Raw genomic sequence first — 25,213 nt, forward strand, 5'->3', positions numbered from 1 at the left:
ATGTCCAGACTGCTCGCCGCCGCGCTGACCGTCGCGCTCGCCGCCGTACTCGCGGTGGGTGCCGCCCTCGGCGTCGTCGCGCTGCTGGAAGCGACGCCCGACCAGCCGAACACGCCCTTGATCACGTACGAGCAAGCGGGTCAGGGGAGTTGACCGTGGCCGCAACCCGCTCCACGACCTCCACACCCACCCCCGCTCCGACCGTCTCCACCCGATCGGCGTGGCGTGACGTACCCCGCTTCCAGGTGCGCCGTTTCGCGGAACTGGCCATGGCGGACGCCCCGGCCCTGGCCGAGGAGATCCTGCGCGAGATCCGCCGCGAGTACCCGCACCTGCCCGTCGTCCTCGACGAGTCGGGCGAGCCGATGGCGCTGGTCGGCATCCGGCGCGCGATCGAGGTCTTCGTCCAGCACCTGGAGACGTCGGAGGGCCGCCCGACGGTCCCGCCCGGCGTCTTCCAGGAGTTCGGCAGGGGCGAGGGCCTGCACGGCCGCTCCCTCGACTCCCTCCAGGCGATCTACCGCATGGGCGTACGGCTGGCCTGGCGCCGCTTCGCCGAGATCGGCCAGCGCGTCGACATCCCGCCACCGGCGATGTACGAGCTGGTCGACGCGGGCTACGAGTACCTCGACGGCCTCGTCGACCAGTCGGTGCGCGGCTACGCGGAGGCGGCGGCGCGCCAGGCGGGCGAGCGGCTGCGCCTCCAGCGCCGCCTGATGGAACTCCTGCTGGCCGAACACCACCGCGGCGACCCGGCCGACGCCCTGACCGAGCGGGCGGCCCGGATCGGCTGGCCCCTGCCGCAGAAGGTCGCGGTGGGCGTCCTCCTGCGCCCCGCCCGGGAGGCGGTGGCGCCGGCCGTCGGGCAGGGGGTGCTGCTCGACATGGAGTACGAGCAGCCGCGCATGGTCGTCCCCGAGCCGGACGCCGGGGGCCGTCCCGAACTGCTGCACCGGGCCCTGACCGGCTGGTCGGGCGCGATCGGCCCGCCGGTCCCGCTCGCCGACGCGGCCAAGTCACTGCGCTGGGCCGAGGCCGCCGTACGCCTGATGGAACGGCGGCTGCTGCCGGCCGGCGACGTCCTGTACTGCACCGAGCACACCGAGGCGCTGGTGCTCCTGCAGCCCGAGGAACTGATCGACGACCTGGCGGTGCGGTGCCTGGCCCCGCTGGAGCACTGCGGCCCCACGCACGGCCGACGGCTGGCGGAGACGTTACTGGCGTGGCTGGAGACCAGGGGCGGGGCACCGGAAGTGGCGGCCCGCCTGGGGGTGCATCCCCAGACGGTCCGCTATCGGCTGCGGCAGATCCGGGAGTTGTGGGGCGACGAGATGGACGACCCGGACCGGCGGTTCGAGTTGGAGCTGGTGTTACGGGCGCAGCGGTTGAGGGGGGTGCTGGGCGGGACGCGCCGCTAGGTGGTCGTAGCCGGTCGTAGGGGCCGCCGCGCGCCTCAGAGGCCGTAACGGCTCTTCAGGTGACGCCAGAAGTCCCGGAACACCCACTTGTCGAACTCGGTGATCCGCGCCGCGGATCCGGCGTTCATGAGGAAGCAGCACTGGCCGGTCGGGGTCCAGTCGTAGAAGTCGTCGAGGCCGAAGGTGTGGCCGACTTCGTGCAGATGGATGTGGATGTTCTCCTGGCCGAGCGCGGAGGTGAAGTACTCCTGCCCGACCCGCTGCCCCCAGTCGCCACCGGCACCGCCCTGGAAGCCCTTGGCCAGCCAGAGCGACTGGTCGTAGTGACGGGCGGCACCTCCCGGGCACTTGGAGTAGTTGCCGTCCTGGTGGAAGAAGCGGCCGCAGCCGGGGGCGCATTGCGGGGCGCCGCCTCCGTCCAGGTTGCCGGTGTAGATGTCGACGGAGTTGTCGGTCCACTGGAGGGTGGAACGGTTCTTGACGGCCCAACCGACGATATTGACGGGCACGTTGGTGTACGGCCAGGCGTTGTGCCCGGTGCCGTCGGCCTCGACCATGGCGGCCATCCACTTCCCGAACTGCTTCTTCAGCGCGGCGTGGATCTGGTCGCGCAGAGCGGCACTCACGGGCGCGTCCGACTCCCGGCGGACGCAGTAATTGACGCTGCCACGGTTGGCCATGATCTGGTCCCAGCCGTAGTTGCGGAAGCCGTAGAGGTCGGGGTAGGTCGACTCGACGTGGTGCCAGACCTCGTTGAGGGGCTGGACGAGACTCGCGGGCGGATTCCACTGGGCAGCGGCCTGAGCGGGGGCCGCGGTGACGGCGGGCGCGGCGATGAACGCCACCAACGCGGCGAGTACGGCGCCGAGTCGTGCGAGGCGGGTGCGCATCGTCAACTCCCTCGGTGGGGGACGGGACTTCACCGACTGGTTGCCGCCGGGGCGCGGAGGGTTGCCCGGTGTGGGGTACTTGTGCGTGACGGGCGGGTCGCGCATCGTAGCCGTATGCCCGAGAACCCGGAGTTGCACATCTGGCTCCAGCCCGTCAAAGGGGAGCCGCTGACCGTGCGGACCGCCGACTTCGCGACCCTGGACTCGGCGGTCGTGGCCCTGAACGAGGCCTTCGACGAGGGCCGCACCCTACGCTTCGAACTGACCGCCCCGGACGATGCCGAGAACGGCTTCGCGCTGGTCAACTTCGCCCATGTGGTGGCGGTGAAGGTGTGGTCGGCGTCGGCGAAGGGGGCGGACGACGGGCAGTATCTCTGACGGGCGTATCTCTGACCGGACGTATCTCTGACCGGCCCCGCGCAGGTCAGGCGATCAGGCGATCAGGCGGTCTGGCGGGTCGGCCCGGTCGTGCGGGCCGGGGTGCGGGCGGACGCGGCGCGCAGGCGGCGGCCCCGTCGCGTCAGCCCCCAGGGCTTGAGGATCGAGATCACCGTCATGAAGACGTACGCGGACAGCGACACGATCGGCCCCATCAGTACGTCACCGGCATCGGGCAGCGGTCCGCCCGCGGCGACGGCCGCGACCGCGGCGTTCACGCCGGGACGCAGGGCGAAGACCGTGGCGGTGGTCGTGGCGAGGGTCATCCAGAACTTGACGTAGACCCACCGGTGCCGCGCCAGCCCCCACGGCGTCCCCAGGGACAGCACGACCCCGCTGACCAGCGTGAGGAACGCGACCGGCAGCAGGAGCCAGTCCGCGAACAGCTTCATGGCCCGCACGGACGCCTCCACGGTCACCGCGGCCCCGGTGGTGCCCGCGGTGACCCCGAGCGCGAGCAGCCCGAACGTGAGCCCGAGCCAGCTCGCGGAAGCGGTGACATGGACGACGAGGAGGGCCCGGCGTACGGGACGGCTCAGTGTCATGGAGGACTTGGAAGACATGAACAACACGGTGCCGGGGAGGGGCGACGAGCACGTCTGACGGCGGGAGTAACCGCATGTACTGGCGTCGGCGTACGCGGCGAGGCCTCGCCTGCTGAGCTGAGGTTTCGAGCCTGGTCCGCGCAGGGCCATTGCCGGGGCAAACGCAGTTTGAGTAACCTGTGTTCGTTATCCCGATCGGCTGTTGAAATTTCGAACGCAGCCTCACCGACACCAAGGGAGGGGGCCGGACGTGGGACGCCTTGTACCAGCCGTGACCCGGGCTCTCGACATTCTCGAGCTCTTCCTCGACGGGGACGGCACGCTTTCCGCCCCCGACATCGTGCGCAAGCTGCAGCTGCCGCGCACCACCGTGCACGAACTGGTCACCACGCTCGCCGCCCGGTCGTACATCGTCCCGGTGCCGGGTCAGCCGGGACGCTACCGCCTCGGCGTACGGCCGTACCAGCTCGGCAGCCGTTATGCCGAGCAGCTCGACCTCGCGGCCGAGGGGCAGCAGGTCGCCCGGTCCGTCGCCGAGACCTGCGACGAGACCGTGCACGTGGCGATCCTCGAGGGCACCGACGTCATCTACATCGCCAAGGTCGACTCGACGCACGCCGTGCGGATGGTGTCCGCGGCCGGGCGCCGGCTGCCCGCCCACTGCACCTCCGTCGGCAAGATGCTGCTGGCCTCCCTTCCCGAGCAGGAGCTCACCGCACGGATCCCGGACAGCGCCGAGCTCGTCGCGATGACTCCGAACAGCATCACCGACCCCGGCGCCCTGCGCGAGGCCCTCGCCGGGATCCGTGAGCGGGGGATCGCCGTCGAGAGCCGGGAGTCCAACCCGGACGTGTCGTGCGTCGCCGCGCCGGTGCGGGACCGTACCGGGCAGGTCGTCGCCGCCCTCTCCATCTCCGTCCCCATGATCCGCTGGAGCGAGGAGCGGCGCGCCGAGCTGGAGCAGCTCGCCGCCAAGGGCGCCGTCGAGCTGTCGGAGCGCCTCGGGCACCGGAGCGTGGCATGACGGCGGCGCGGTACGAGGTCGCGGTGCAGGCGGATGCGGAGCTCGGTGAGGGGCCGACCTGGGACCCGGACACCGGGCGGCTCCTCTGGATCGACATCCTGCGGTCCCGGATCCACACGTACGACCCCGTCTCCGGGCGGCGCACGGTCCGTACGACCCCGCAGCACATCGGCGCCGTCAAGCCGCGCGCCGGTGGCGGCCTCGTCCTGAACCTCCGGGACGGCGTGGGACTGCTGGACCCGGACGACACCTTCCGCTGGCTGCACCACGAGCCCGTCCCCGGCCGCCGCGCCAACGACGCCGCCGTCGCCCCCGACGGCTCCCTGTGGGCCGGCACCATGCGGTACGACGAGGCACCGGGCGGAGGCACCCTGTCCCGGGTCGCTGGTGACGGTTCGGTCGAGGTGATCCTCGACGACGTGGCGGTGAGCAACGGCACGGGGTGGAGCCCGGACGGCCGCCTCATGTACTACGTCGACTCGCCGACCCGCCGTGTCGACGTCTTCGACTTTGCGGACGGGCGGGCCGTGAACCGGCGTCCCCTGGTCGAGATCGAGGACGGCGCCGGGTTCCCCGACGGGCTCACGGTCGACGCCGACGGCTGCGTCTGGGTCGCCCTGTGGGAGGGCGCGGCGGTACGCCGCTACACGCCGGCCGGCGACCTGGACCGGGTCGTCCCGCTTCCGGTGCCGCGAGTGACGGCGTGCGCCTTCGCCGGCCCCGACCTGACCGACCTGTACATCACGACGGCCCGAGTCGGCTTGACGTCACCGCCTCCGCTGGCGGGGTCGGTGTTCGTGGTGCCGGGCGCGGGGAAGGGCCTGGCGCAGCCGGCGTTCCAGGGCTGAGCCCTGCGGGTGCTTGGGGGTGGGCTGCGCGACCCACCACCGGCCGCCCCAGCCCACCACCCCTACCGCAACCCCGCCGCCTTCAGCTCCTCCACCGTCAACGGCGGTCCGTTCAGCGGTGGCTTGAGCGGGCCGGCGATCGCGGCGAGCAGCACCGACGGGGCCAGCAGCACCTCCGCCCCCCGCTCCAGTGACGTCACGTCCGTGACCCGTCGGGCGATGCGCCCGTTCCCGGTGGCGGTGTGCAGCAGGCGGCCCACGTACGCCGCCAGCAGGCGATCGCGGAGAGTGGGGCCGTTCGGAGTCGCGCCGGGGTAGAACACGTCCATCCCGAGGGCCAGGTCCCATGCCGCCGACGCCGGTCGGGCCACCGCCTGCTGGATCCGCCGGGCCAGGCGGGGCGAGCCCCAGCCGTGTCGGCGTACCGCATCCCGCAGGGCCACCGCGGACTGGGCGGCGACGGACATCCCGTGCCCGTAGATCGGGTTGAGCGCGCACAGGGCGTCTCCGAGCACGGCGAAGTTCTCGGGCCAGGCCGGCATCCGCTCGTGGTAGTGGCGCCGGTTGGCGGTCGTCCGGGTGTAGGCCACGTCGGTCAACGGCTCGGCGTGCGTGAGCAGTTCGGCGATGACGGGGTGCCGTAGGTCATCGCGGGCGTACGGGAGGAAGGCCTCGGCCTCGGTGGGGGGCTCGCCGCCCCGGGAGCCGAAGAGGGTGACGAGCCAGCGGCCGTCCTCGATGGGCAGCAGCACGCCCCCGCACCCGGGCTTCCCGGCCCGCGGATCCGGCTGGACGTTGACGACCGGGAACCCCTCCCGCGCCGCTTCGGGCGCCCGGAAAACCCGACTCGCGTACGCCACCCCGGAGTTGACCTCCCGCCGCTCCACCGCCGGCAGCCCGAGGTCCGTCAGCCAGCGCGCCGTACGCGAACCTCGCCCCGTGGCGTCGACGATCAGGTCGGCGGAGAGGGTCCGTTCGGCAGCGGCCTCCTCCCGCCCGTGCGGCCGGATCCGTACGCCCGTCACGGCCGCGCCCGTCACAGTCGCGTCCGTCACCGCCGCGCCCCTGCCGCCCCCGCTCGCGCCGACCAGCCCGAGCACCTCCGTCCCCTGGAGCAGCTCGATGCGTTCGTCGGCCAGCACCGCCGCCCGTACGGTCGCGTCCAGCAGGTCCCGGCTGCACAGCAGCATGTGGTGCGACTCGGCCCACCGCCGGTACCAGCCGTACGGCGACAGCGCCACCATGTCCGTCGTCACCGGCAGCCGGTGCGCCCCGGCCTCCCGCAGCCGGGCGACCACGTCCGGGAGCAGTTCCTCCAGCGCACGGGCCCCGCCCGACCACAGCTGGTGGACGTGCCGGGCCTGCGGCAGGCCCTTGCGCGGCTCGGGGCCGGCCGGCAGCACGTCGCGTTCGACGACCGTGACGCGGTCGGCGACGTCGGCCAGCGCGCGGGCGGCGAGCAGGCCGGCGAGGGAGCCGCCGAGGACGACGGCGGTGGTGGGGCGTTCAGTCATGTACGTGCACGTTCTCTGCTGGGGCGGCCGGGGCTGCCGTACGGTCACGGACCGCCTCGATCTCGTCGGGGTGGCGGAGGGCTCGGGAGACGGCCCCGATCTCCTGGAGGAGATCCGTGGTGTCGGGGGTGTCGGGGCCGCCGGTGCCACTCCCGTCCGGGGCCCGGCTCCTGCGGTCGGCGGCGTCCTGGATCGTCACGGCCGCGGCGAGCGCCTTCGCCCGGCCGGCCGTGAAGCCGAGGGCCAGCGCTGCGTCGTACGACCGCCTGCGCAGGTCCTCGTCGATGTGCCGGGCCAGCGGCAGCAGGACGTCACGGATGAAGGTCTCGCGCCGGATCAGCCGCAGTTCCGGCGAGGCGCGCAGGACGAACGGCACACCGGAACCGTTGACGGAACGCATCAGCCGGTACAGGGGCCGCAGTTCGTGGTGGGCGAGCCGGACCCGCCAGCGGTCGTGGGCGTACTGGCCGGCGTGCGGGAGGATGAAGCCCACCGCGATGAGGATGGCGGACAGACAGGCGACCGGCGGCGCGAGGTCGGTGCTGAGCCAGTCCAGGTCGTTGCCCGTCCAGCGGGCGGCGACGGCGGTCAGCTTGGCCGCGTCGAAGATGAGGTTGAGGGCGTAGCCGACACCCAGGCACACCAGTCCCCAGCGCAGCCAGGCGTCCAGGCCGTCGGTGCGCACCCAGTTCCAGATCAGCCTGGACGTGATGAGGACGGCCGTGCAGTGGGCGAGGAGGTAGAGCAGGGTCTCCTCGCGCATGAAGGGGGTGTTGGCGTAGTAGGTGTCCAGGTCACGCACCCGCTCCACGGGCGCGTCCGCCAGGGCGAACAGCACCCACAGCGCCGCGATCACGCCCGAGTAGGCGGAGAAGACGAGGCGCATGGCGCGGCGGGTCTCGGCGCTGCGGTCGGACAGGCCGTTGCGCCAGGCGATGATCAGCAGCAGACAGGAGCCGCAGAAGGCGGTGAGCAGGGAGTAGACCAGCGGGGCCGCGAAGTTCGGTACGCCCGTGACGCGGTTGACCCAGGCGATCGTCGCCGGAGCCGCGAAGACGAACACGGCACAGGCGAGCAGCAGCAGGCCGCCGACCGCGCGCAGCAGCGGATCCCGCCAGAGCCGGATGATGGTGGGCAGCTTGATCGCCAGGGCGGCGGTCAGGACGACGGTGGGGATCCAGAGCGAGATGTAGACCTCGCCCAGGACATGGGAGGGATTCAGCGCCAGGACGGGGGAGGGATCGAGCGCCGGGACGGGGGAGGGGTGCAGCGCCGGGACGTAGGAGGCGTGCAGCTCCGGAAGAGGAGAAGGACCCAGCGCCGGAACACGGGAAGGATCCAGTGCCGAACCGTTCACCGCGCCGCCCTCCCAATCCCTCGGTAGCCCAGCGAACGCTGCACCGGCCCGAGCGGCGCGTCCGACGCCTCCCCCGACAGCAACGGCCGGAACGCGGCGGCCAGCCGGTGCCCGAAGTCGTCGGCCTCGGCCTCGTCCCGCTCCCGGGAACCGTCACGGGCGGCCACCGCCAGGGCGACGTCCTTCCACCCGGGCCGGTCGGCGAGCGCGTGTACGGCTGCCGTACCGGCGGTGTGGTGGTGGCCGTGTCCGGCGTGCAGATGCCACAACTCGTGCCCGAGGATGACCAGTTGCTGCATCGCCTCGGCCCGCTCCTCGACGATGACCAGGTCGAAGTCCTGGAACTCCACCCACAGCCCGGTCACTTCGATCTCGTCGGGGAAGCGCTCGAAGCGCAGCTCGACGGGGCGTCCGCCGCGGCGCGCGCTCATCTCCGCGCACAGTGCGTGGCACAGTTCGCGTATGTCGGCCGGGGGGTGGGGTCTTGCCCGCAGGGCCGCGCTCAGATCGGAGGCCAGGTCGCGCATGGCCGAGCCGGCGTGAGAGCGCCGTAGCGGCAGCCGTAGCGCCGAAGTGACCCGGGCCGCCCACGTGCGCGCGCCCGCGATGTCCATCGCACCCCCTGTTCTTCCGCCCTCCGGCGGGCTGTTCGAGCCTACGCGTCCCAGACTGTCCGCGTCATGTGATCGGGCGACCGTTGTTCAACCGGTAACGAACGCTCCGCGGGTGGGGCCGGGATCGGTTGTTGGTCGGCTGCCGGTTCGTTGTGGCTGGTCGCGCCAGCGCGGAGGTAGCCGCAAATCCAATACAGCCCCGCGCCCTTGGGGCGTGGCTGGACCGTGGGCGGGTTTGCGAGGGTGCCTGGGGTCGGTCAGTGCTCGTACCCCGCCCTCAATCCATGCACAAGGCATTGACTGGAAAGCGCTTGCAGCCTACGGTCCCGTTCGAAGTTACGGGCGTGATCCGATATCTCGAACAGTTAGGGCGGGGAATGGGACGACCTGACGTCAATCGCCGGCAACTCCTCGCCGCGGCAGGAGGTTTGGCCGTGGCGGGCAGCTTCGGCTTCGCGGCGCTCGGGACCGGGGCCGACGCGCTCGCCTCCAGCGCGGACACCCGCGTGCGCTACTGGAACCTCTTCAGCGGCGGCGACGGCGCCAACATGATCGCGATGCTGGACGCCTTCCGTAAGGACAACCCGGACATCGACGTGAAGGACTCCACGCTCCAGTGGGGCAACCCCTTCTACACCAAGCTCGCCATGGCGGCCGCCGGCAACCGCGCGCCCGACCTCGGCGTCATGCACATGGGCCGGGTCACCGGCTTCTCACCGGGCCGCCTCCTCGACCCCTGGGACGTCGGCCTGCTCGCCGAGTACGGCGTACGGGAGCAGGACTTCAACCCCAAGCTGTGGCAGCGCGGTGTCATCGACGGCAAGCTCTACGCCCTCCCGCTCGACATCCATGTCCAGCTCTGCTTCTACCGCAAGGACGTGCTGAAGAAGGCCGGCCTGCTCGGCGACGACGGCAGGATGATCCCGGTCACCTCCACCGACGAGTGGTTCGACATCCTGAAGAAGGCCAAGGCCGTCCAGAAGAAGGGCCTGCAGACGATCGGCCTGTGGACCAACGACCAGAACTTCCAGTGGTGGTTCTTCGTCGCCTTCTACACCCAGCTCGGCGGCCGGTGGTTCGACGACGCCGACACCGAGGTCCTCTTCGACACCGACAAGGCCACCGAGGTCCTGGAGTTCCTCCGCAAGCACGTCACCGACGGGTACGTCATCCCCGGCGCCCCCACCGGCGAACAGTTCGTCAACGGCGCTCCCTTCACCTGGGAGGGCAACTGGTCCGTGCCGGTCTTCTCCGGCGCCAAGCTGGACTACGGCGCGACCCCGCTGCCGCCCGTCTTCGGCAAGCAGGCCACCCACGCCGAGTCGCACGCCTTCGTCCTGCCCCACCAGTCGGACCGCGGCGGCGCCACCAACGAGGGCGCGCACGAACTCGCCGCCTACGTCGTCAAGCACGCCCTGCAGTGGGCGGCCGGCGGCCACATCCCCGCGTACACGCCGAACCTGTCCACGGCCGCGTACAGGAAGCTCACCCCGCAGAACGAGTACGTGAGCGCCATGGACCACCAGGCCACCGAGCCGAAGGTGTGGTTCGCGGGCTCCACCGGTGTCCTCGCCCAGGACCTCGGCCCGGTCGTCGTCTCCTCGACCATGGGCTCCGCCAAGCCGGCCGCGGTCGCACAGACGATGAGGAAGCACCTCACCAAGCTCCTCGCCTCGAAGAACCCGATGGACGGCAGGACCGCCGCGCAGGGAGGTGCGGTCGCATGACGACCAGCGCGCACATGACGACCAGCGCCCAGACCGTCGCCGCACCGGCACGCGCCAGGACCGCGACCGCCGGCGCGACCCTCCGCCGGGGGCAGGGCTTCCAGCACGGCGGCTGGTTCGTCGCCCCGTTCCTGCTGCTCTTCGTCCTGTTCGTGATCTGGCCGCTGCTGCGCGGCGTCTACCTCAGCTTCACGGACGCCAACATCTCCGGCGAGGGCGCGAGCTTCGTCGGCCTCGACAACTACCGCGAGGCCCTGAACGACTCGGCGATGTGGGACGCGCTCGGCCACAGCGCCTACTTCACGCTGCTGGTCGTCCCGTGCATCACGGTCCTCGCCTTCCTCCTCGCGATGCTCGCCCACAACATCGAGCGCGGTAAATGGCTCTGGCGGCTGTGCTTCTTCGCGCCGTTCCTGCTGCCCTCGACGGTCGCGGGCAACATGTGGGAGTGGCTGTTCAAGCAGGGGATCGGCCTGTTCAACGAGACCTTCGGGCTCGACACGCCCTGGCTGACCGACAAGTCGTACGCGATGCTCGCCATCGTCATCGCCACCCTGTGGTGGACGGTCGGCTTCTCCTTCCTGCTCTACCTCGCCGCGTTGCAGGGCATCCCCGACCACCTCTACGAAGCCGCGAAACTGGACGGCGCGGGCGCCTGGCACCGCATGGTCCACATCACGCTGCCGATGCTGCGCAACATCACCGGCCTGGTGATCGCGCTGCAGATCCTCGCCTCGCTGCAACTCTTCGACCAGGCCGTCGTGATGATGGACTTCGGCCCCGGGCCCGAGCTCAGCACCCGCGCCTTCGTGCAGTACACCCTCGAACAGGGCTTCACCAGCTACCGCGTGGGCTATGCCTCCGCGATGTCCGTCATCTTCTTCGTGATCATCGCAGTCGTCGCCCTCGCGCGGATGTGGCTGCTGCGCAACCGTGAGGAGGGCACCCGATGAGCAGCACTCGGATACGGCTCAGGCCCCGCCGTTCCTGGACAGTCGGCCAGATCGTCCTGACCCTGCTCGGCGTCGCCGTCTCCGCCGTCTTCGTCGCGCCGATCGCCGCGGCCCTGCTCACCTCGTTCAAGTCCGAGGCCGAGGCGGCCGAGATCCCGCCGCACTGGTTCCCGCAGGACTGGACGGGCCAGGCCTGGAAGGGGCTGTGGGAGACCGGCAACATCACCAACTGGTTCGTCAACTCCCTGGTGACGTCGATCTGCGTGACCGCCATCGTGCTGACGGTGAGTGCCCTCGCCGGATACGGCTTCGCCCGCACCGAGTTCCGCGGCAAGAACGTCCTGATGGGCATCGTCATGGCGGGCCTGATGATCTCCCCGGCGGTCCTCGGTGTGCCGCTCTTCACCACGGTCCAGCAGATGGGGATGGTCGACACGTACTGGGGCATGATCCTCCCTCAGTGCGCGCCGGCCGCGATGGTCTACATCCTCTACAAGTTCTTCCAGGGCATCCCGCGCGAGCTGGAGGAGGCGGCCTTCATCGACGGCGCGGGCCGCTGGCGGGTCTTCTTCACGATCGTCGTCCCGCTGGCGAGGCCTTCTTTGGCGGCGGTAGGCATCTTCACCTTCATCGCGTCCTGGAACAACTTCCTCTGGCCCTACATGGTGACCAACAACCCCGACCTGATGACCATGCCGAACGGCATCGCGACCGTCATGAACTCCTACGGCATCCAGTGGGCCCAGCTCATGGCCGGCGGCCTCATGGCGGGCCTGCCCCTGATCGTCGTATTCGTCTTCTTCCAGCGGCAGATCGTGGCGGGCGTCGCCCACACGGGATTGGCGGGACAGTGAGAGTGCACAGAGCGCTGACGTCCGTGCTGGCGGCGGCCTTCCTCGCCTTCCTCCCCAACACGGCGCAGGCCGCGCAGAGTTATCCCGACCCGCAGCCCATCACCGGCCAGCAGATCATCCACGACCCCACCGTCATCCGCCTCAAGTCCGGCGGCTACGTCGCCTACTCCACGGGCGGCGTGATCGGCGCCCGCCTCTCGAAGGACCTGAAGCACTGGGACGACGCGGGCAACGCCTTCGCCGAGCCGCCGAGTTGGTGGTACGAGTACAACGGCACCGGCGACCCCTGGGCACCGGACATCTCCTACCGCGACGGCCGGTACTGGCTCTACTACGCGGTCTCCTCCTGGGGCACCAACCACTCCGCGATCGGCGTCGCCACCTCCCCGACCGGCCGCCCCGGCACCTGGACGGACCACGGCAAGGTCTTCACCTCCGAGAAGACGGACACCTGGAACGCCATCGACCCCGCGATCATCAGGACCGACGGCAGACTGTGGATGGCGTTCGGCTCGTACTGGACGGGCATCCGGATGGTCGAGCTGGACCGGACGACCGGCAAGGCGGTGCAAGGCGCCACGGTCCACCACCTGGCGACGCGCCCGGACGCCCCGTACGCGGTCGAGGGCCCGTACATCGTCAGGCACGGCCGCTACTACTACCTCTTCGCCTCCTACGACGCCTGCTGCGCGGGCGTGAACTCGACGTACAAGATCAGGGTCGGCAGGTCGACGTCCGTGACCGGCCCGTACGCCGACAGCACGGGCAAGCCGTTGCTGGAGGGCGGCGGTGACCTGCTGCTGGCAGGACATGGGCGTTTTGTCGGCACGGGCGGCGAGTCGGTCTTCCGTGCCGAGGGCCACGACTGGCTGGCATACCACTACTACGACGCAGAGGACGAGGGCACCCCCAAACTGGCCCTGAACCGACTGCATTGGCAGAGAAACGGCTGGCCAATCGCCCTTTAGGGGCGCGGGGCTGTATCGATATGCGGCTCCGCCGCGTGAGCGCGACCATCCCCCACCAACCCGCAGCCGCCCCTCAAACAGAAACCACCCACCCCGAAAGGCGCACATGAGCACCGCCCGCTTCACCCTGGACCCCGCCTTCACCGTCGGCGAGGTCAACCCCCGTCTCTTCGGATCCTTCGTCGAACACCTCGGCCGCTGCGTCTACACCGGCATCTTCGAACCGGACCACCCCACCGCCGACGACAAGGGCCTGCGTCAGGACGTCCTGGACCTCGTCCGCGAACTCGGCGTCACCGCCATCCGCTACCCCGGCGGCAACTTCGTATCGGGGTACAGGTGGGAGGACTCGGTAGGCCCAGCGGAGGACCGCCCCCGCCGCCTCGACCTCGCCTGGCACTCCACGGAGACCAACCGTTTCGGCCTCTCCGAGTACATCGACTTCCTCCGCAAGATCGGCCCCCAGGCCGAGCCCATGATGGCCGTCAACCTGGGCACCCGCGGAGTCGCCGAGGCCCTGGAACTCCAGGAGTACGCCAACCACCCCGCCGGCACGGCTCTCTCCGACCTCCGCGTCGCCCACGGCGACAAGGACCCCTTCGGTATCCGCCTCTGGTGCCTCGGCAACGAGATGGACGGCCCCTGGCAGACCGGCCACAAGACGGCCGAGGAGTACGGCCGGGTCGCCGCCGAGACGGCCCGGGCGATGCGCCAGCAGGACCCGAAGGTCGAACTCGTCGCCTGCGGCTCCTCCAGCCAGTCCATGCCGACCTTCGCCGAATGGGAGGCGACGGTCCTGAAGGAGACGTACGACCTCGTCGACTACATCTCCCTGCACGCCTACTACTGGCCGGAGAACGGGGACATCGACTCCTTCCTCGCCTCGGCCGTCGACATGGAGTCCTTCATCGAGAACGTGGTCGCGACCGCCGACCACGTGGGCGCGCGGCTGAAGTCGAAGAAGAAGATCAACCTCTCCTTCGACGAGTGGAACGTCTGGTACCTGCCCGAGTGGGAGGCGCGCGCGAAGGAGTTCGAGCAGGACGACTGGCCCGAGGCCCCGCGCCTCCTGGAGGACAACTACAGCGTCCTCGACGCGGTCGTCTTCGGCTCGCTCCTCATCGCACTCCTCCGGCACGCCGACCGCGTCACCGTCGCCTGCCTCGCCCAGCTCGTCAACGTGATCGCCCCGATCATGACCGAGCCGGGCGGACCGGCCTGGCGGCAGACGACGTTCTTCCCGTTCGCGCAGGCCGCGAAGTACGGCCGCGGCCAGGTCCTGGACGTACGCGTGGACTCCCCGACGTACGAGACGAAGAAGTACGGCGAGACCGACCTGCTGCACGCCACCGCCGTGCGCGCCGAGGACGGCACGGTCACCGTCTTCGCGGTCAACCGCGGCCGCACCGACGCCCTCCCCCTCGAAGTCGCCCTGAACGGCCTGAACCTGACGACCGTCACCGAGCACAGCGCCCTGGCCGACCCCGACCCGGACGCCCGCAACACCCTCACCGACCCCGAGCGGGTCACCCTGCACCCGGTCGAGGGCACGACCCTGACGGACGGCCGCCTCACCGCCGTATTGGAACCGCTGTCGTGGAACGTGATCCGCCTCGCGTGAACCCCGACCTGCGAACCGCTCCCCGTCGGCTCGGCGGGGAGCGGTCAGGGCGGTCGTACGGGAGTCAGCGTGGGTGGGCCTCGTCCAACTCGGAACGCCAGCGGGCCCGGGCGGTGTCGTAGTGCAGGGGGCCGAGGCGGTACTGCGTCAGATCGAGGGCGACGAGCTGCTGGTAGGCCTCGTGCGGCAGGTTGTGGTCCAGGATGATGCGCAGCCCGGTGTCCGGGTCCTGGAGCACAATGGGCCGGGGGCTTGCGGATGGCGCGGCGGTCGGGGCAGGACGGCGGCGAAGCCGGCTCACAGCTTCCTGCAGACGGCGGCAGGTGTCCTCGGCGGCCTTCTCTCCCAGGGCCCGCAGGAATGCCTGGAGCGGCAGTGCGACCAGCACCATCCAGGCCAGCGGCTCGACCGAGCGCCGCGGGGGGAGCTCCCGGACGGTCAAGGTGTAACCGAGGCCGGTGAACGCGTCGGCCACCAGTTTCTCCTCGTCCCGCGTGACCTGGTGATCGACGAGGAGTTCGGCACGTGGGAGACCGGGCTCAGTCATCTTCCTCCTCCTTGAGCTGCCAGAGCTGGACTGTCTTCCCGGCGCCGGTGGCGAGTCGGTCGCCGTCGGGGCTGAAGGCGACTCCCCACACGGCACCGGTGTGGGGGAGTTTCAGGAGTTGGGTGCCGGTCTCGGCGTCCCACAGCGCGGCGTTTTCACCCCCCGTGGCGAAGTGGCGGCCGTCCGGGCTGAACGCCAGGAAGCGGGCCCAGCCGGGGAGCTTGACCTTCAGCAGTTCGGCGCCGGTCTTGGTGTCCCACAGACAAGCGGCCCGGTCGTCGTAGACGGTGGCGAGTCGGTCGCCGTCAGGGCTGAAGGCTGCCTTCCAAACCGTCTTGGTGTGGGGGAGTTCCAGGAGTTCGGTGCCGGTCTCGGCGTCCCACACCCGGGCGGTGTTGTCCGTGCTGGCGGTGGCGAAGCGGTGGCCGTCCGGGCTGAACGCCACGCTGCGGACCCAGTTGTTGTGCGTGACCTTGAACAGTTCGGTGCCGGTCTCGGCGTCCCACACCCGGGCGTGACTGTCCCTGCAGGCGGTCGCGAGGCGGCGGCCGTCCGGGCTGAACGCCACGCCGAGGACCGCGCCGCTGTGGGTGAGTTTCAACAGTTCGGCGCCGGTTTCGGCGTCCCACACCTGTGCGTTTCTGTTCCCTGAGCCGGTGACCAGGCGGTGTCCGTCGGGATGGAAGGCGACGTCCCACACCCAGGCGAGGAACCCCCCGGGCCGGACGCGGAGGCTGACCTCACCGCGGTCATCGATGATCAGCGCGATGGGATCCGCACAGCCGATGGCGATGCGTTCGCCGTCAGCGCTGAACGCGACCGCGGCGACTTCGGGGACGGCCAGGGCGGTCGGAGAGGGCGCGACGCCGACGACCCGCCCGGTGTGGCGGACTTCGCGGCGGGCTGTCTCGATGAGCAGCGTGGTGTCCCGGTAGTCGGGATCCAGGGCCCGGACCTCGCCGAGCGATCGCAGAGCCCGTCTCCACCGACCGGCGTCGAGGTGACCGAGCGCCTCACGGTAATGACGGGCGACGGCTCCCTGGCGGGTGGCCGTCTCCAGCGCCTCCCGGGCTGTCGTGACCAGAGCCTCCAGCTCCGGATCGGGGGCCGAAGCGGCGTCCTCGGCCATGTGCCGGCCCAGCCGCTCGGCGGCGGCCACGACGGCCTGCCACCGGCCTTTGCCGTGCAGGACGACGATCTCCTCGCGCAGCCCCGCACGGACCTTCTCGTCGCGGGCCCGCTCCAGCAGGGCCGCCGCGTCGCGATAGCCGGCCTCGGTGGCCACGAGTGCCTCGAGAAGTTCGACCGCCCGGTCCCAGTCACCGTCGGCCAGGGCGGTGGTCGCGGTGGCGTACGACCTCGCCAGGCGCTGGTTGTGATGTGCCTCGGCGAGCTTGGCCTGCGCATCGCGATGGTCGCGGTCGCGGGACACGACTACGCGGAAGGCCTCGACGGCGTCGTCCCACCGTTCGGTGTGGAATGCTTCGAGCCCGTCGGCGTACACGCCCTCCACGTCGACTCCGTCGTCGGCACCCGGTCCCGGTCGCGGACCGCGGTCGCCAGGTCGGTCTTCGGTGCCCGGAGTCTGCGCCGCCGGAGCTGCGGGTCCGACGAGGTCGAAGAGACGGCCGTCATGGTCGAGGGAGCGCATGTACAGCACGGGGGTGCCCCATTCCAGGGAACCGGGCCGGGCCAGAGCCATGGTCGCGCGGGCCTCCATGACGGCCACGTCGAGGGGCAACTGCCGGGCCAAGGCCTCGTAGAACGCGTGGGTGCACTCGCGTGCGGCCTCGTCGCTGACCTCGTACTGCATGGCGAGCACGGCCGGGATGCCAATGCGCATGAGCGCGCCCGCCACGCTCGAGAACGGATTGCGGGGGTCCGCCCGCCCGCTCTCGCAGGCATTGAGCACCGCCACTCGCAGCGAAGGGTGCGTGCGGAGGATCCTCGCCAGCTCAACGGCTTGCAGGTAGCGCGTTCCTCCGTTGTCGTCGGCCAGCGCAAGGGTGCCTTCCCCGGCCGTGGAGTCGAAGCCCCCGTGTCCGATGAAGTGCAGTACATGCCACTCGCGCCGCCGTCCGCCCGTCGGCCCGGGCGGGCGGCCGTCCGGGCGGACCGTGTCGCGCAGGTGGCGCCAGCCCTGTCCGGCCACCCAGTCCAGCTCCACCAGACCCTCCGCCACCAGATCGGCCAGTGCCTCGCGCAGCCGTTCCTGCTCGATTCGGGCGGCCAGCGGCTCCTGATCATCGGGGAGAGCGACCATGCCGAGGATCCGCAGCGGCGGCCTGATGCGCAACGGCTCCACCGGCCGGGCCACCTGCGGGTGACGGACCAGCGGGACCTCCAGACAGACGTAGTCGTCCTCGCGCGTGTCGTAAAGGAACTCCCAGGGCAGTCGGGCCAGTTCGGAAGGCAGTACCTGCAACACCACACGGAGCCGGCCGCCTTGTCGGTCGACACGGTTGCGTGCGGACATCAGCAGTGCCGCGCCGGTACGGCCCAGCAGGGCGTCGAACAACGTTTGGCCCAGCAGGCGGACCGGAGCTTCGGCGTCCGTCGTGGCACGACGTGTGCGGGCGGACGAGCGCAGTACCGCGTCCGGTACGCGTGCCGCCAGCGCGTCCAGTTCATGGCTCGGCGGCAGGTGCATCGTCGCGGATGCCTCCTCGCCGTCCGATGTCCGGAACACCACCGGGTAGCCGTCCGCGCCTTGCCGCCCGATCTCCACACGGAAATCGACATCCCCCACAGTCCCCCCATGGCCCTCGTGCAGCCGACCGCAGCGTCTGCAGTTGGGGTACAAGGTACGGCCATGTCCGCCCGGTCGTACCCAAGTTGTCGCCAATCCGGCGATTGAGCCTGCCGCGAGGGAGAACGCAGGGAGAATGGCGGGCTGCCTGTGAAGCGTCGGTCAGGGCCAGCAGGCCGGAGGTGGCACCGCCGTCGTCGTAGAGCAGTGTGAATGATCTCGCCGCCTGTGTACGAGCCGTCGGTGAGCGTCATGTCTGTGCACCCGCACATGGGCATGGGCGGGTGGTGCTCTGCGTCTCCGGCATGTGAAGGAAATCAGGGGGTACGCCTGAGGAACTGCTTCATGTGCAGCTGTGAATCAGCTGGGGCGCTTCGTTCAACTGGGCTGTAAATGGCTGGAGTTCACCCTGGTCGCCTCACATGCGGCTCCCTACGATTCCAACGCCTCCGGCCTTCACAGAAACCTCACCATTCCTTCAAAGCTTCAACGAGGTCGGAAAACGGGGTCGGGGGCGTAGCCACCCCCCATCCCCAAGGGAGAGATCCATGGCACGTGGACTCCTGAGATGTCTGCTGAGCGGCGGTGCGCTGGCCGCTCTGCTCACCACCGCGTTGCCCGCGCACGCGGCCTCGTCCCCGTCCGGCGGGTTCGAAGACCCGCCGCCGGACAAGATCATCATCAAGGTCGCCACGGTGAACGGCTCCGGCTGTCCGCAGGGCACCACCGCCGTCGCCGTCTCCGAGGACAACACCGCCTTCACCGTGACCTACAGCGACTACCTCGCGAAGGTCGGCGGCAACTCCGACCCCACGGCGTTCCGCAAGAACTGCCAGCTCAACCTGGTCGTTCACGTCCCCCAGGGCTTCACTTACGCCATCGCCAGCGCCGACTACCGAGGCTTCGCCTCCCTGCAGCCCGGCGCGAGCGCAATACAGAGAGCCTCGTACTACTTCCAGGGCTCGCCCCAGACGGCGTACCGCAGCCACCCCTACAGCGGCCCCCTCAACGACAACTGGCAGGCCACGGACAGCACGGACTGGGCCCAACTGGTCTGGGCGCCCTGCGGAGTTCAGCGCAACTTCAACATCAACACGGAGCTGCGGGTCAGCGCCGGTACGTCCTCGCCGGACAAGGTCAGCTTCATGACGATGGACTCGACGGACGGCGACATCAGCACGGTGTACCACCTGGCGTGGAAGGAGTGCCCGGGTAAGTGAGAAGGGGGCCGCCCGCCCGGCGGGCGGCCCTTTTCCGCTCAGTGCCGCTCAGTTCTGCTCGACGCCCAGCGTCAGTGTCCCCGCGTAGCCGGCCGACGGTGAACTGCCCAGTGTCGTGAGCGTCAGCAGGCCCGACGCGGCGCCTCCGTCGTCGTAGATGGAGTCCTGGGCGAGGGTGGTGCGGGGGACCGTGTTCGTCGAGTACGGCGACAGCGCGGCGACTCTCCTGGTGATCGCCTCGTCGAAGAAGAGCTGCCCGGTGTGGAGTTCCCGGCCGCCCGTGAACGAGCCGTCGGGGGTCAGGGTGACGTTCGTGTGCACCTTGACGTGGATGTGGATGCAGCGGCCCCGGTACCACCCCGGGTAGATCGAGGTGATCTTGGCGACGCCGCCGGCGTTCGTGAGGACTCCGCCGCGCAGGAAGGTGCCGTTGTCGGGCTCGTCGTGGCCGTTGTTGCCGACGAAGCCGGAGTACTCGCCCAGGGCGTCGGAGTGCCAGATCTCGACGAGGGCGTTGCTCAGGGGGGCGCAGGTGTCGTCGTCGACGACCGTGAGGGTGAGCTGGAGTGGGATGCCTGCCTTGTCCTCGCTGATGTCGGCGCGGACGAGCTGTCCGTCCAGGTAGTAGGGGCCTTCGGTCATCTCCTTCGTGAGCGTGCAGACGGCCGCGGCGGCTACGGGGGCCGGGTCGGCCGCCTGGGCTGTGGGGGCGTCGGGCGCGGCGGCGGCGAGGGCCAGGGTGGCGGCCGTGGCGCCGGTGGCGACCAGTACCGTGCGGCGGCCGATCGGGGTGGGGGTTGCCTCGGCTGTGCCCTTCGAAGGCGAGTCGTATGTCATGGACACGGCACCGTAAGAAGAGATGCTGTTGATGAGCTGTCAGTTGGGCAAAGTGACAGTTCGTCAAGTTCCTTGTCGGCCAGCGCTGACGGTGTCGGGCTCGAACCTCCGGCAAATGTCCACACCGGCGCACCAGGAGTTCATGCCGGGCCTCGTCCTCCACCACATCCATGGCATCGCGCGTCGTCTTGCCGCCGAAGTGTCCGCCTTGGGAATCGGGCCGCAACCGTCACGTACGCGGTAAGGCGACAGGTCCCGTGAAGAAGTTGGCGTATTCGGTGACCCGAAGGTCATAGCGGTGAAGCCGGCCGCCGGAATATGTCGTGGACCGTCAAGGAGCGGCTGGCCCTCTCTTCTTCGACATGCTTTGATCCTGCGCACGGCTGGGTAGCAACCGCCATTGCACCATGTTCACCCCGAAGGGAACCGCAGGTTATGAGCTTCACCCCTCAGATTGAAACGGCTGAGATTTCCGACGCCGCCCTGGACAACGTCTCCGGTGGTCAGGCGGGCGGTGCTGCTGTCTCCGGCGGCCTCGCGGGCGCCCTCTCCGGCAGCCTCTCCGGCGGCCTTTCCGACTCCCTGAGCGCCGTCGCCTGCGCCGACGTCTTCGCCTCGGTCTCGCCCGAGGGCGTCGCGCTGGGACTGCACGCGCACGGTGCCGCCGCTCACTGACGAAATACGTCCTACGGGCCCCGGAATGTGATTCCGGGGCCCGTAGGCTTGCCTTGGTTTGGATTTCCTCCGCGGAGTCGGCCTCTATTCGTTTGCCGCAGGCCGGCCCGGTCGGACAGGAAGCCTGCATGCTGAGGGGCGACAAAGTCGGGCTGAGGGCCCGGCGCGAGGAAGACATACCGGTCCTGCGGGCCGAGCTCCACGACGACGTGGTCAACTCCTCGCGGGCCGACAGCGGTCCGTGGCGGCCGGTCGCGCCCGGCTCCGAGGATCCGCGGGACAAGGAGGAGGGGCGCGTCCCGTTCTCCGTGGTGGAGCTGGACGGCGGCACGCTCGTCGGCACTGCGACGCTGTGGGGCATCGACAACCACAACCGGTCCGCCCACCTCGGCCTCGGGCTGCTGCCGTCCGCCCGCGGCATGGGCTACGGCACCGACGTGGTCGCGGTGCTGTGCCACTACGGGTTCGTCGTACGCGGCCTGCAGCGGCTGCAGATCGAGACGCTGGCGGACAACCACGCGATGCTGCGCTCCGCCGAGCGCAACGGCTTCGTCCGCGAGGGGGTGCTGCGCTCCTCGGCCTGGGTGGGCGAGTTCCTGGACGAGGTGCTGCTCGGCCTGCTCGCCCAGGAGTGGAAGCCGGACGCGAAGGCCTGACGGTCGGGGCCCTGGCGAACGGCTCCGCGTGCGTGGGTGAGGAAGCCGGCCCAGGCGGTGGGAGCGAGGGCGAGTCGCCCTTGCCCCCACCCCACACTCCCCAACTCCCCGTCACAGTACGCGCGTTCACCCAACGCCTTGGTGCCACTCCACGAGGCGCCCGTCTTGGGTGAGGCACGTCACGTCGCCGCTGTTGCGGTGCGATTTCGGATCCCTGCATTCCGTGATGAAGTCGCAGGTGGACGTCGGTGCAAAGTCCTTCGGTCTGCTGGTGGCTGCTCCGCCTCAACGAGGGTGTGACGTACTGTAATTGCTTGCTGATGGGGTGTCATCCGGGCTTATGATCGCCACGTCCTGCAGGGGGGTTCAGCAGGCCGCGCCGTTGACCAGGCGCCTTCGGCGGTCGCACGCCTTGCGACCAACCCCCTCTGGCATGTCCGCAACATTGCGAACTTGAGGGGAACACGCATGACGCGAATGAAGTTCGTTGCTGCCGCACTGCTCACCGTGACGCTCGCGGTGCCCACGGCTACGGCCGTTTGCCTCTGACGCCAACGGTGGCGGTGCCCACGCCTGGACACCGGCCGCCGGCGACAGCGGAAAGATATCCGTCAAGGACAACAGCGAGGACGGGGACCCGGTCAAGGCCGAGTACTACCGGGAGGCCAGCTCGGAGACGAAGCGGACCCTGTGGAACCACAGCGGCCCGAGAACCACTGCCACCTCCGGCGACGGGTCCCGGATCTACAAGTTCAAGGCGTGCGACGAGAACTACGGCAACCCGGACGACTGCTCGGGCTGGGTCATCGCCAGGTAATCAGGCACTCCACGTCTGCTGTTGTTGCCGCATCAGCCCGTTGCGGGCTGGTGCGGCGTTCCCCTTTCCTGAGGCAAGAGGCCACATTCTGTGAAACGAAATGATTCGTCCGGGCTGCGGGTGAGCGGCCTGCGCTATCAGGTCGAGGGGCGGGTTCTCCTCGACGGCGTGGAACTGTCCGTCTCTCCGGGGGAGTCGGTGGCGGTGACCGGCCCCAGCGGGTCCGGCAAGTCGACGCTGCTCATGTGCATCCTGGGTCTGATCAAACCGCAGGCGGGCAGCATCACCGCCGGAGGCCGGGAGATCACCGGACTCAGGTCCGCGCAGCTCGCGCAGGCTCGGCGTGAGACTCTGGGCATGGTGTTCCAGTTCGGTGAACTCCTCCCCGAACTCAGCCCGGTGGAGAACGTCGCCCTGCCGGTCCTGCTCGACGGAGGCCGGCACGAGGACGCCTACGGGCGGGCGGAGGAACTCCTCGCCGAGCTCGGTGTCCCTGTCGGCTCCACCCCGACCGGCATGCTCTCGGGAGGCGAGCGCCAACGGACCGCCGTCGCGCGTGCCCTGATCACCGAGCCCGACGTCCTGCTCGCCGACGAACCCACCGGCGCCCTCGACGCCGAAGCCAAGGAAGACGTCGCCCGGCTCCTCTTCACGGCCGCCCGTGACCGGGGTTGCGCACTGCTGCTGGTCACGCACGACCTCTCGGTGGCCGAGCGGGCCGATAGCCGCCATGAGCTTCAGGCCGGGATCCTCGCTGAAGCAGGAGCACTCTGATGGCAGGCGGCATTCGCACCACGGCCGTCCTCATCAGGATCGGCCTCGCCGCGGGCCGCTCCAGCCCCGGTGACCGTCTGCGCCGGTGGGGGCTGTTCGGCGCCGCGGCCGCCGTTGCCTTCGTCATCCTGGCGACAGTGGCCACCGTCGCCACCTATGACGGGCGTGAGGCCAGGGCGGACGCGCGAGGGCCCGTGATCACCAGCGGCGAGCATGCCAAGCTGCTGTACCGCGAGGGCGCCGACCTGGTCGGCGGCAGACCCGTGTCCCTCGTGTTCGTCGTTCCTCTCACGTCCGAGGCTCCCGTTCCGGCCGGTGTGACCCGCTGGCCCGAACCGGGTGAGGTGCTGCTCTCTCCCGAACTCCTGCGTGCCGGACGTGGCGAAGGGATCACGAGCCGGTACGGCGCGTTCGCCGGAACCGTCACCACCGACGGTCTGGTCACTCCCTCCGAGCGGGTCGCCTATATCCGGGTGGCGGACAGACCACCCGAGGGCGATCAGGGGTGGCTGAATGTGTCCGCCTTCGGAAGCGGCGGTGGCGCGACCGGCGAGATGGCCGATCAGCCGACGGTGAGCTCGCCCGTCCTCGCGCTGTGGACCCTGGCCGGGCTGTCGGCCCTCGCCCTGACCGTGGTCGCCGCACGGGTCGGCTCCCGCTCCCGTGACCGACGCGGCAGTCTGCTGCAGGCGCTGGGCGGGACATGGCGGCACCGGATGATCATCAACGTCGGTGAGGTCGCGCTCCCCGCGACGCTGGGAACCCTGGCCGCGTTCGTCCCGTATGCCGTCGCCTCCGTGCGGGACCTCCGGCTTCCGCCCACCGGATACATCCTCGACCACTGTGATGTGTGGGCCGCCTGGCCCGCCGCCGCCGGGGCGGCCGTCCTGTCGCTGCTGCTCGTGCTGGCCATCGTGGTCGGGACGCACCGCGTGCGGCGTGACGGCAGGTCCACGCGCCCCGGTTCCTTCACCTCCCGTGTTCCCGCGTGGCGCCTGATCGCCTGCGGTGCAGGTGTCGCCCTGGTGCTCAGCAGTCAGTACTTCCCCCGCAAGGCACAGCTTTCCGTCTTCACCTGCGGGACCGTCGTGATGTGGGCCTTCCTCTCCTCGGTGGTGGCTCTCCTCACCCGTCACCTGGGCAACTGGCTGGCGGACCACGGAAAGCGCAGAGGACACGCCGGCCGCCTCATCGGCGGAAGGTGGACACACGCGCATCCCGGCGTCATCGTGCGTCTCGTCCTGGCCATGGTGATCGGTATCGGCACCGTCGCCCAGATGCAGGTGTGGACCAGCAGACTCGGAACGCACTCGCAGGCGGCCGTCGTCACACATCAGCGGATCAAGGACACTGTGATCGAGCTGACTGTCGGCAGCATGACCGCGTCGCAGGAGGACCGGTTCCGCTCGGCCCTGCCGGCCGGTTCGGCCGTGCTGACCCGCACCTTCCACGATCCGGGCCCGCCCAGGGACCCGTGGGTGACGATCGGCGGATCCTGCCGTGACCTGCGCACGCTGAACGTGACCTGCGGCGGCGACACCGGGACGACGGTGGGGCGCAGCGCCCGGGTGGAGGAGATGCGCCGCTGGTACGGCGACGTCAGGTTCACCCAGGTCCGGCAGGCCGGTGTGAAACCCGACGACATCACGACCTCCCTCCTCGTCGTGACTCCCGAACCAGGTCATCTCGATGCGGTCAAGCGAGCCGCATACACCCTTCCCAACCCCTCGGTACAGGTACAGGCGCTGGGCGGACAGTGGCTGGGCTCCTCGCGCGCCCGCCTGCCGAACTGGATCCAGTTGTTCGGCGTCACCGGCATCCTCTTCATCCTCGTGACCGGTGCGGTCAGCGCGGCAGCCGAATTCGTCCGGATCCGTCACGTTCTCGCGCCGCTGTCGGTCCTGACCGGCCGTCGACGCGTGTTCCGGTCGGTGACCGCATGGCATCTGACCGTTCCCCTGCTCATCGCCACTGTGGTCACCGGGGCGGTGACCGCATGGCACTCGGTGTTCTTCATCGCGTTGGTGCAGGAAGGCTCCGTGTCCTGGACGGTCCTCGCCGCCGGGATCACGACATGTGCCCTGGTGTCGCTGGCCGTTGGATTCCTCGGTGCACGTGCGGCAGCACGCGAGGCAGACCAGTGGCGGCCCGCGGCCGACTGAACCAA

At 70.0% G+C, this 25,213-nt stretch carries 23 protein-coding genes; 15 read left to right on the forward strand and 8 right to left on the reverse strand.

What is annotated here, in order from left to right; translation table 11 throughout:
• On the forward strand, positions 1-153 hold the full coding sequence (locus ACZ7L6_RS18505; protein ID WP_167348315.1) for a hypothetical protein: 153 nt from the start codon (positions 1-3) through the stop codon (positions 151-153).
• A gap of 2 nt (positions 154-155) precedes the next feature.
• Positions 156-1,418: a PucR family transcriptional regulator gene (locus tag ACZ7L6_RS18510; protein WP_471925067.1), complete on the forward strand. Its 1,263-nt coding sequence runs from the start codon at positions 156-158 to the stop codon at positions 1,416-1,418.
• Between the two features lie 35 nt (positions 1,419-1,453).
• On the opposite strand, the gene ACZ7L6_RS18515 is transcribed toward ACZ7L6_RS18510, so the two are convergent.
• Entirely contained in the window at positions 1,454-2,308 is an 855-nt protein-coding gene (locus ACZ7L6_RS18515) for a hypothetical protein (protein ID WP_471925681.1), read from the reverse strand.
• Between the two features lie 114 nt (positions 2,309-2,422).
• Between ACZ7L6_RS18515 and ACZ7L6_RS18520 the strand changes: the two genes are divergently transcribed.
• Positions 2,423-2,686: a hypothetical protein gene (locus tag ACZ7L6_RS18520; RefSeq protein WP_471925069.1), complete on the forward strand. Its 264-nt coding sequence runs from the start codon at positions 2,423-2,425 to the stop codon at positions 2,684-2,686.
• A 62-nt stretch (positions 2,687-2,748) separates the two neighbouring features.
• On the opposite strand, the gene ACZ7L6_RS18525 is transcribed toward ACZ7L6_RS18520, so the two are convergent.
• Positions 2,749-3,291 (reverse strand): DUF2269 domain-containing protein, encoded by a 543-nt coding sequence (locus ACZ7L6_RS18525; RefSeq protein ID WP_471925683.1) that lies wholly within the window; start codon positions 3,289-3,291, stop codon positions 2,749-2,751.
• Positions 3,292-3,541: 250 nt separating this feature from the next.
• Between ACZ7L6_RS18525 and ACZ7L6_RS18530 the strand changes: the two genes are divergently transcribed.
• Positions 3,542-4,315, forward strand: a complete 774-nt coding sequence (locus tag ACZ7L6_RS18530) for an IclR family transcriptional regulator (protein ID WP_471925071.1) — start codon at positions 3,542-3,544, stop codon at positions 4,313-4,315.
• Positions 4,312-5,163: an SMP-30/gluconolactonase/LRE family protein gene (locus ACZ7L6_RS18535; RefSeq protein ID WP_471925073.1), complete on the forward strand. Its 852-nt coding sequence runs from the start codon at positions 4,312-4,314 to the stop codon at positions 5,161-5,163. Before ACZ7L6_RS18530 ends, ACZ7L6_RS18535 begins: the two co-directional genes overlap by 4 nt.
• A 62-nt stretch (positions 5,164-5,225) precedes the next feature.
• Here ACZ7L6_RS18535 and ACZ7L6_RS18540 read toward each other — a convergent pair whose 3' ends face one another.
• From ACZ7L6_RS18540 to ACZ7L6_RS18550, 3 genes are all read right to left on the reverse strand, one after another.
• Positions 5,226-6,677: a pyridine nucleotide-disulfide oxidoreductase gene (locus ACZ7L6_RS18540; protein WP_471925075.1), complete on the reverse strand. Its 1,452-nt coding sequence runs from the start codon at positions 6,675-6,677 to the stop codon at positions 5,226-5,228.
• Positions 6,670-7,905: an MAB_1171c family putative transporter gene (locus ACZ7L6_RS18545; protein WP_471925685.1), complete on the reverse strand. Its 1,236-nt coding sequence runs from the start codon at positions 7,903-7,905 to the stop codon at positions 6,670-6,672. The genes ACZ7L6_RS18540 and ACZ7L6_RS18545 overlap by 8 nt, the downstream gene beginning before the upstream one ends.
• A gap of 125 nt (positions 7,906-8,030) precedes the next feature.
• Entirely contained in the window at positions 8,031-8,648 is a 618-nt protein-coding gene (locus ACZ7L6_RS18550; protein ID WP_471925077.1) for a toxin-antitoxin system, toxin component family protein, read from the reverse strand.
• 377 nt (positions 8,649-9,025) lie between these two features.
• Between ACZ7L6_RS18550 and ACZ7L6_RS18555 the strand changes: the two genes are divergently transcribed.
• The 5 genes from ACZ7L6_RS18555 (at position 9,026) to arfA (ending at position 14,771) form a co-directional block, all read left to right on the forward strand.
• Positions 9,026-10,375 carry an extracellular solute-binding protein gene (locus ACZ7L6_RS18555; protein ID WP_471925079.1) on the forward strand — a complete coding sequence of 450 codons (1,350 nt, stop codon included), beginning with the start codon at positions 9,026-9,028 and terminating at the stop codon, positions 10,373-10,375.
• Between the two features lie 14 nt (positions 10,376-10,389).
• A complete protein-coding gene (locus tag ACZ7L6_RS18560; protein WP_471925687.1) occupies positions 10,390-11,328 on the forward strand; it encodes a carbohydrate ABC transporter permease in 939 nt (312 codons plus the stop codon).
• Positions 11,325-12,182, forward strand: a complete 858-nt coding sequence (locus ACZ7L6_RS18565; RefSeq protein ID WP_471925081.1) for a carbohydrate ABC transporter permease — start codon at positions 11,325-11,327, stop codon at positions 12,180-12,182. The genes ACZ7L6_RS18560 and ACZ7L6_RS18565 overlap by 4 nt, the downstream gene beginning before the upstream one ends.
• A complete protein-coding gene (locus ACZ7L6_RS18570; RefSeq protein WP_471925083.1) occupies positions 12,179-13,150 on the forward strand; it encodes an arabinan endo-1,5-alpha-L-arabinosidase in 972 nt (323 codons plus the stop codon). Before ACZ7L6_RS18565 ends, ACZ7L6_RS18570 begins: the two co-directional genes overlap by 4 nt.
• Before the next feature lie 106 nt (positions 13,151-13,256).
• Complete coding sequence (gene arfA, locus ACZ7L6_RS18575; RefSeq protein ID WP_471925085.1) at positions 13,257-14,771, forward strand: arabinosylfuranosidase ArfA; 1,515 nt, start codon at positions 13,257-13,259, stop codon at positions 14,769-14,771.
• A gap of 64 nt (positions 14,772-14,835) precedes the next feature.
• On the opposite strand, the gene ACZ7L6_RS18580 is transcribed toward arfA, so the two are convergent.
• Both ACZ7L6_RS18580 and ACZ7L6_RS18585 read right to left on the reverse strand, forming a co-directional pair.
• Positions 14,836-15,318 (reverse strand): hypothetical protein, encoded by a 483-nt coding sequence (locus ACZ7L6_RS18580; protein WP_471925087.1) that lies wholly within the window; start codon positions 15,316-15,318, stop codon positions 14,836-14,838.
• Positions 15,311-18,067: a CHAT domain-containing protein gene (locus ACZ7L6_RS18585; protein ID WP_471925089.1), complete on the reverse strand. Its 2,757-nt coding sequence runs from the start codon at positions 18,065-18,067 to the stop codon at positions 15,311-15,313. Before ACZ7L6_RS18585 ends, ACZ7L6_RS18580 begins: the two co-directional genes overlap by 8 nt.
• A 548-nt stretch (positions 18,068-18,615) precedes the next feature.
• Between ACZ7L6_RS18585 and ACZ7L6_RS18590 the strand changes: the two genes are divergently transcribed.
• The gene (locus ACZ7L6_RS18590) at positions 18,616-19,287 is read left to right on the forward strand and encodes a DUF4360 domain-containing protein (protein ID WP_471925091.1); all 672 of its coding nucleotides are present in this window, start codon (positions 18,616-18,618) and stop codon (positions 19,285-19,287) included.
• 48 nt (positions 19,288-19,335) lie between these two features.
• Here ACZ7L6_RS18590 and ACZ7L6_RS18595 read toward each other — a convergent pair whose 3' ends face one another.
• On the reverse strand, positions 19,336-20,124 hold the full coding sequence (locus ACZ7L6_RS18595; protein WP_471925093.1) for an intradiol ring-cleavage dioxygenase: 789 nt from the start codon (positions 20,122-20,124) through the stop codon (positions 19,336-19,338).
• 435 nt (positions 20,125-20,559) lie between these two features.
• On the opposite strand from ACZ7L6_RS18595, the gene ACZ7L6_RS18600 reads away from it, so the two are divergent.
• The 4 genes from ACZ7L6_RS18600 to ACZ7L6_RS18615 all read left to right on the forward strand — a co-directional run bounded on the left by ACZ7L6_RS18600 (position 20,560) and on the right by ACZ7L6_RS18615 (position 25,208).
• Positions 20,560-20,799: a hypothetical protein gene (locus ACZ7L6_RS18600; protein ID WP_471925095.1), complete on the forward strand. Its 240-nt coding sequence runs from the start codon at positions 20,560-20,562 to the stop codon at positions 20,797-20,799.
• A gap of 128 nt (positions 20,800-20,927) precedes the next feature.
• Positions 20,928-21,455, forward strand: a complete 528-nt coding sequence (locus tag ACZ7L6_RS18605; protein ID WP_471925097.1) for a GNAT family N-acetyltransferase — start codon at positions 20,928-20,930, stop codon at positions 21,453-21,455.
• A gap of 907 nt (positions 21,456-22,362) precedes the next feature.
• Positions 22,363-23,046 (forward strand): ABC transporter ATP-binding protein, encoded by a 684-nt coding sequence (locus tag ACZ7L6_RS18610; RefSeq protein ID WP_471925099.1) that lies wholly within the window; start codon positions 22,363-22,365, stop codon positions 23,044-23,046.
• Positions 23,046-25,208, forward strand: coding sequence for a permease (locus ACZ7L6_RS18615; protein WP_471925101.1), 2,163 nt, complete (start codon positions 23,046-23,048; stop codon positions 25,206-25,208). Before ACZ7L6_RS18610 ends, ACZ7L6_RS18615 begins: the two co-directional genes overlap by 1 nt.
• Positions 25,209-25,213: the final 5 nt, after the last annotated feature.

This window comes from Streptomyces sp. NPDC107522 (genome assembly GCF_055657525.1).